The sequence below is a fragment of the Deltaproteobacteria bacterium genome (assembly GCA_005879795.1).
GTDB lineage: Bacteria > Desulfobacterota > Binatia > DP-6 > DP-6 > DP-6.
This window is the reverse complement of record VBKJ01000021.1, coordinates 1-4,896: the sequence shown is the minus strand read 5'-3', so window position 1 is coordinate 4,896 and position 4,896 is coordinate 1. Positions and strand designations below refer to the sequence as shown.

Genomic DNA, 4,896 nt, shown 5'->3' with positions numbered 1-4,896 from the left:
GTCGATCGGCGACGCGATCGAGCAGTACTGGAGCTGGATGCGGGCGCTCTCGACTGCGGCCTGGTCGGCCACCACGGCGGCCTCCAGGGACGCCGCGCGGGCGTGCGCCTGATCGTACTCGTCCTGGGAGACGATCCCGTCCTTCACGAGGCGCGCGAAGCGACCGGCCTCCACGCGCGCGTTCTCGGCCTGCGCGCGGTCTCGGGCCAGGTTCGCCTCGGCCTGCCGGAGCGCCGCCTCGAAGGGACGCGCGTCGAGCGCGAAGAGGAGGTCGCCGCGCTTCACTTCCTGCCCCTCGGCGAAGTACACGCGCGCGACCCGCCCCTCCACCTGCGCCTTGAGGGAGACGGTCGAGTAGGCCGTCACGTTGCCGATGGCGCGCAGGCTGACGGGCGCGTCCTTCTGCACCGCAGGCGCCACGGTCACCGGGACGGGCGCCGAATCGTTCGTGCGCTCGGCGGCGCCACCGCCCCACGAGCAGGTGGAGAGGACGCCGAGACCCGCGAGGAGGGGAGCGAGCATGAGAGGGGGCCGAGCCGGACTCATCTCGGTCGAGAGCATATTCGCCCCGGCGCGCTACCGCCACGCCGCCCGGCGCGCCACTTGCATGCCAACGATTCCCGTTGACAACGGCGCCCGGGGAAGCCATCTCTCTCTCGCCCGCAGGCGCGGGCTGACGGCGATGCAGCAGGCAACCAACGCACGAGCGTTCCTCCGCCGGCTCCATCCGTGGATCGGCAAGGCCGTCCACGCGCGTTGGACCGTGCGGCGCTCGTTCTACCAGAGCGAGGTGGACGCGCTGCTCATGGCGCTCGACGCGGAGCCCGGGCGCATGCCGCCCGAGCTGAGCCTCCGCCTGCAAGGGCTCCTCGGCCGTCTCTACCGCGAGTGGTTCCCGCCCACCTGGCGGCGCAATCCGACCTATGCGGAGGTCGTGCGTGACTTCCGCTGGTGGCTGGGCGTGGCGGAGCGCTGGTCGGAGACGCCCGTCAAGAACGGGCGCCCGCGGCGCACGGCTCGCGAGCCGCGCGCCGATCAGCCGAAGCGGCTCCTCCGCCTGCTCGGCCTGCGGCACGAGTGCACGGCGAGTGAGTTCATGGCGCGCTGGCGCCGCTTCCTGAAGGCGCACCACCCCGACCTGAATCCGGACCAGACCCCCGACGAGCGCCGCGACTTCGCCGAGGCGGTCGCGCTCTGGCGCCGGTAGCGCGTGGTGTGACCGACGCCCACCTCGCCCCGGACTTCACCCGGGTGGCGCTGGTCACGATCGACACGCAGCAGGACACGCTGGACGGCCAGCCCTTCGAGGTCCCGGGCACCTCGGCCGCGCTCCCCGAGCTGCAACGGCTGGCCGAGGCGTTCCGCGCCACGGGCCGGCCGATCGTGCACGTCGTCCGCCTCTACCGGCCCGACGGCAGCAACGTCGACCTCTGCCGCCGCCGCGCCGTCGCGGACGGGGCGCGTCTCGTCCTGGCCGGATCGCCGGGCGCGGAGCTGGCCTCGGGCCTGCTCCCCGCCGGCGCGCCCGGGCTCGACACGACGCTCCTCCTCGCCGGCGGCATCCAGCACGTCGGGCCGGGCGAGGCCGTCATCTACAAGCCGCGCTGGGGCGCCTTCTTCCAGACGCCGCTCGAAGCGCACCTGCGCGCGCTCGGCGTCTCCACGCTCGTGTTCGCGGGGTGCAACTTCCCGAACTGCCCGCGCGCGTCCATCTACGAGGCGAGCGAGCGCGACTTCCGCCTCGTGCTCGCCGAGGACGCGACCTCCGGCCTCTACGAGCGCGGAAAGGACGAGCTCGAGAACATCGGCGTCGTGCTGATGGGGACGGCCGAACTCGTGGCGGCGCTCGGCGCCGCGCCCGCCGCCGCGTCCTCGGTCTAGGAGCGGAGGTTTCCCCCGCGGGACCGGCCCGTTATCATGGCGGCTTCATGAGCGCCGCCTCCCGCAGCGACCGTCTCCGCGCCCTTCTCGCCGAGCGCATCGTCGTCCTCGACGGCGCGACGGGGACGTACCTCCAGGGCCGCGACCTGACGGCGCGGGACTTCGGCGGCCCCGAGTACGAGGGCTGCAACGAGCACCTGGTCCTCACCCGCCCCGACGTGGTCCGCGAGATGCACGAGGGCTACCTCGCCGCAGGCGCGGACATCATCGAGACCGACACCTTCGGCGGCACGCGCATCGTGCTCGGCGAGTACCGCCTCCAGGACAAGGTGGGCGAGATCAACGCCACCGCCGCGCGGCTCGCGCGCGAGGCGTGCGCGCGCGTCGAGACGCCCGACCGCCCGCGCTTCGTCGCCGGCTCGATGGGCCCGGGCACGAAGACCATCTCGGTGACCGGCGGGGTCACCTTCGACCAGGTGACCGCGGCGTACGCCGAGCAGACGGCCGGTCTCGTCGAGGGCGGCGCCGACGTCCTCTTCCTCGAGACGCAGCAGGACACGCTCAACGTGAAGGCGGCCCTCCTCGGCATCGACGAGGGCTGCGCGCGGGCCGGGCGCTCGGTCCCCGTCGTGCTCTCGGTCTCGATCGAGACCATGGGCACGATGCTCGCCGGGCAGTCGATCGAGGCGGTCTACGTCTCGGTGGCGCATCGCGACCTCCTCGCCATCGGCCTCAACTGCGCGACCGGCCCGGACTTCATGACCGACCACCTCCGCACCCTGGCCGGGATCTCGCGCTTCCCCGTCTCCTGCTTCCAGAACGCCGGTCTTCCCGACGAGGAGGGACGCTACAACGAGACGCCGGAGTCGCTGGTCGGGAAGGTCGAGCGCTTCTGCGCCGAGGGGTGGGTGAACATCATCGGCGGCTGTTGCGGGACGACGGCCGAGCACATCCGGATGCTGGCCGAGCTGGCGGCCCGCTACCGCCCGCGCACTGGCAGTCCCACCCGCCGATCCGTCGTCTCCGGCATCGAGGTCCTTCCCATCGACGACGACCGCCGCCCGGTGGTGGTCGGCGAGCGCACGAACGTGATCGGCAGCCGCAAGTTCAAGGAGCTGGTCGTCGCCGGCGACCTCGACCAGGCGGCCGAGATCGGACGCCGCCAGGTGCGCGGCGGCGCGCAGGTGCTGGACGTATGCCTCGCCAACCCCGATCGCGAGGAGCTGACGGACATGATCGCCTTCCTCGAGGTCCTCACGCGCAAGGTGAAGGTCCCACTCATGCTGGATTCCACCGACGCGCGCATCCTCGAGGAGGCCCTCGAGCGCTGCCAGGGGAAGGCCATCATCAACTCGATCAACCTCGAGGACGGCGAGGAGCGCTTCGAGAAGGTCGTCCCGCTGATCCACCGCTACGGCGCGGCGGTCGTCGTCGGCTGCATCGACGAGCACAAGCAGCGCGGCATGGCGGTCACGCGCCAGCGGAAGCTCGAGATCGCCGAGCGGAGCCACCGGCTCTTGACGGAGAAGTACGGCGTCGCCGAGGAGGACATCATCTTCGACGCGCTCGTCTTCCCGGTCGGCACCGGCGACCAGAACTACGTGGGCGCGGGCGCGGAGACCGTCGAGGGCGTGCGGCTCATCAAGGAGGCGCTCCCGCGCACCAAGACGGTCCTCGGCATCTCGAACGTCTCCTTCGGCCTCCCGAGCGCCGGGCGCGAGATCTTGAACTCCGTCTTCCTCTACCACTGCGTGCGCGCCGGGCTCGACCTCGCCATCGTCAATGCCGAGAAGCTCGAGCGCTACCCCTCCATCCCCGAGGAGGAGCGGCGGCTGGCCGAGGACCTGATCTTCTGGCGCGGCGACGACCCGGTCGCGGCCTTCGCGGCCCACTTCCGCGGCAGGACGGCAACCGCGAAGCGCTCCGACCGGAGCACGCTCCCATTGGACGAGCGCCTGGCGCGCTACATCATCGAGGGGTCGAAGGACGGCCTGCTCGACGACCTCGACCTGAAGCGCCGGGAGGCGAAGCCCCTCGAGATCATCAACGGCCCGCTCATGGCCGGCATGGACGAGGTGGGCCGTCTCTTCAACAACAACGAGCTGATCGTGGCCGAGGTGCTGCAGAGCGCCGAGGCCATGAAGGCCGCGGTCGCGCACCTGGAACCCTTCATGGAGAAGAGCGAGAGCGCCAACAAGGGGACGGTCGTCCTCGCCACCGTCAAGGGCGACGTGCACGACATCGGGAAGAACCTGGTCGAGATCATCCTCGGCAACAACGGCTTCCGCGTCGTCAACCTGGGCATCAAGGTGCCGCCGGAGGACCTCATCAAGGCCTACCGCGAGCACCGTCCGGACCTGATCGGGCTCTCGGGGCTGCTGGTCAAGTCCGCGCAGCAGATGGTGGTGACGGCCGAGGACCTGAAGGCCGCCGGGGTCCGCTGCCCGGTGCTGGTCGGCGGCGCGGCGCTCTCCGCCAAGTTCACCGCCGCCAAGATCGCGCCCGCGTACACGAGCCTCGTCTGCTACGCGAACGACGCCATGGCCGGCCTCGACCTCGCCAACAAGCTGGTGAGCGAGGAGACGCGCGAGGCGATGGCGGCCAAGGTGCAGGCCGAGCAGGCGCGCCTGCGGGCCGCGCCCGCCCGCACGGTGGCGGCCACGCCCGCGGCCGCGGCGCCCCTCATCCGCCACGACCAGCCGGTCCCGACCCCGCCGGATTTGAAGCGCCACGTGCTCGACCCCTTCCCGCTCGAGGACGTCTTCCCGTACGTGAACCCCGCCATGCTCTACGGAAAGCACCTCGGGCTGCGCGGCAACTTGGAGACGCTCCTCGGCCAGAGCGACGAGAAGGCCGCGCGCCTGCGCGAGCGCGTCGCCGGGGTCGAGAACGAGGTGCTGGCGAACGGCACCATGCCACCACGCGCCGTCTTTAAGTTCTTCCCGGCCCAGTCGGAAGGCGACGCGATCCTCCTCTACGGACCGGGTCACAAGGTCGTCGAGATCTTCACGTTCC

The 4,896-nt window shown here is 71.4% G+C and carries 4 protein-coding genes; 3 read left to right on the top strand and 1 reads right to left on the bottom strand.

What is annotated here, in order from left to right; all coding sequences use genetic code 11:
• The coding region (locus E6J59_00835; GenBank protein ID TMB24062.1) for an efflux RND transporter periplasmic adaptor subunit at positions 1-561 on the bottom strand (561 nt) is incomplete at its 3' end.
• A gap of 121 nt (positions 562-682) precedes the next feature.
• Here E6J59_00835 and E6J59_00830 point away from each other — a divergent pair.
• The 3 genes from E6J59_00830 to metH all read left to right on the top strand — a co-directional run.
• Positions 683-1,207, top strand: a complete 525-nt coding sequence (locus E6J59_00830) for a hypothetical protein (GenBank protein TMB24061.1) — start codon at positions 683-685, stop codon at positions 1,205-1,207.
• Positions 1,208-1,215: 8 nt separating this feature from the next.
• Positions 1,216-1,881 (top strand): cysteine hydrolase, encoded by a 666-nt coding sequence (locus E6J59_00825; GenBank protein ID TMB24060.1) that lies wholly within the window; start codon positions 1,216-1,218, stop codon positions 1,879-1,881.
• A gap of 47 nt (positions 1,882-1,928) precedes the next feature.
• The coding region (gene metH / locus E6J59_00820) for a methionine synthase (protein TMB24059.1) at positions 1,929-4,896 on the top strand (2,968 nt) is incomplete at its 3' end.

Bases quoted from the DNA above. Each gene is read 5' to 3' on its own strand.
- E6J59_00830 (TMB24061.1), top strand. From the start codon at position 683: ATGCAGCAGGCAACCAACGCACGAGCGTTCCTCCGCCGGCTCCATCCG.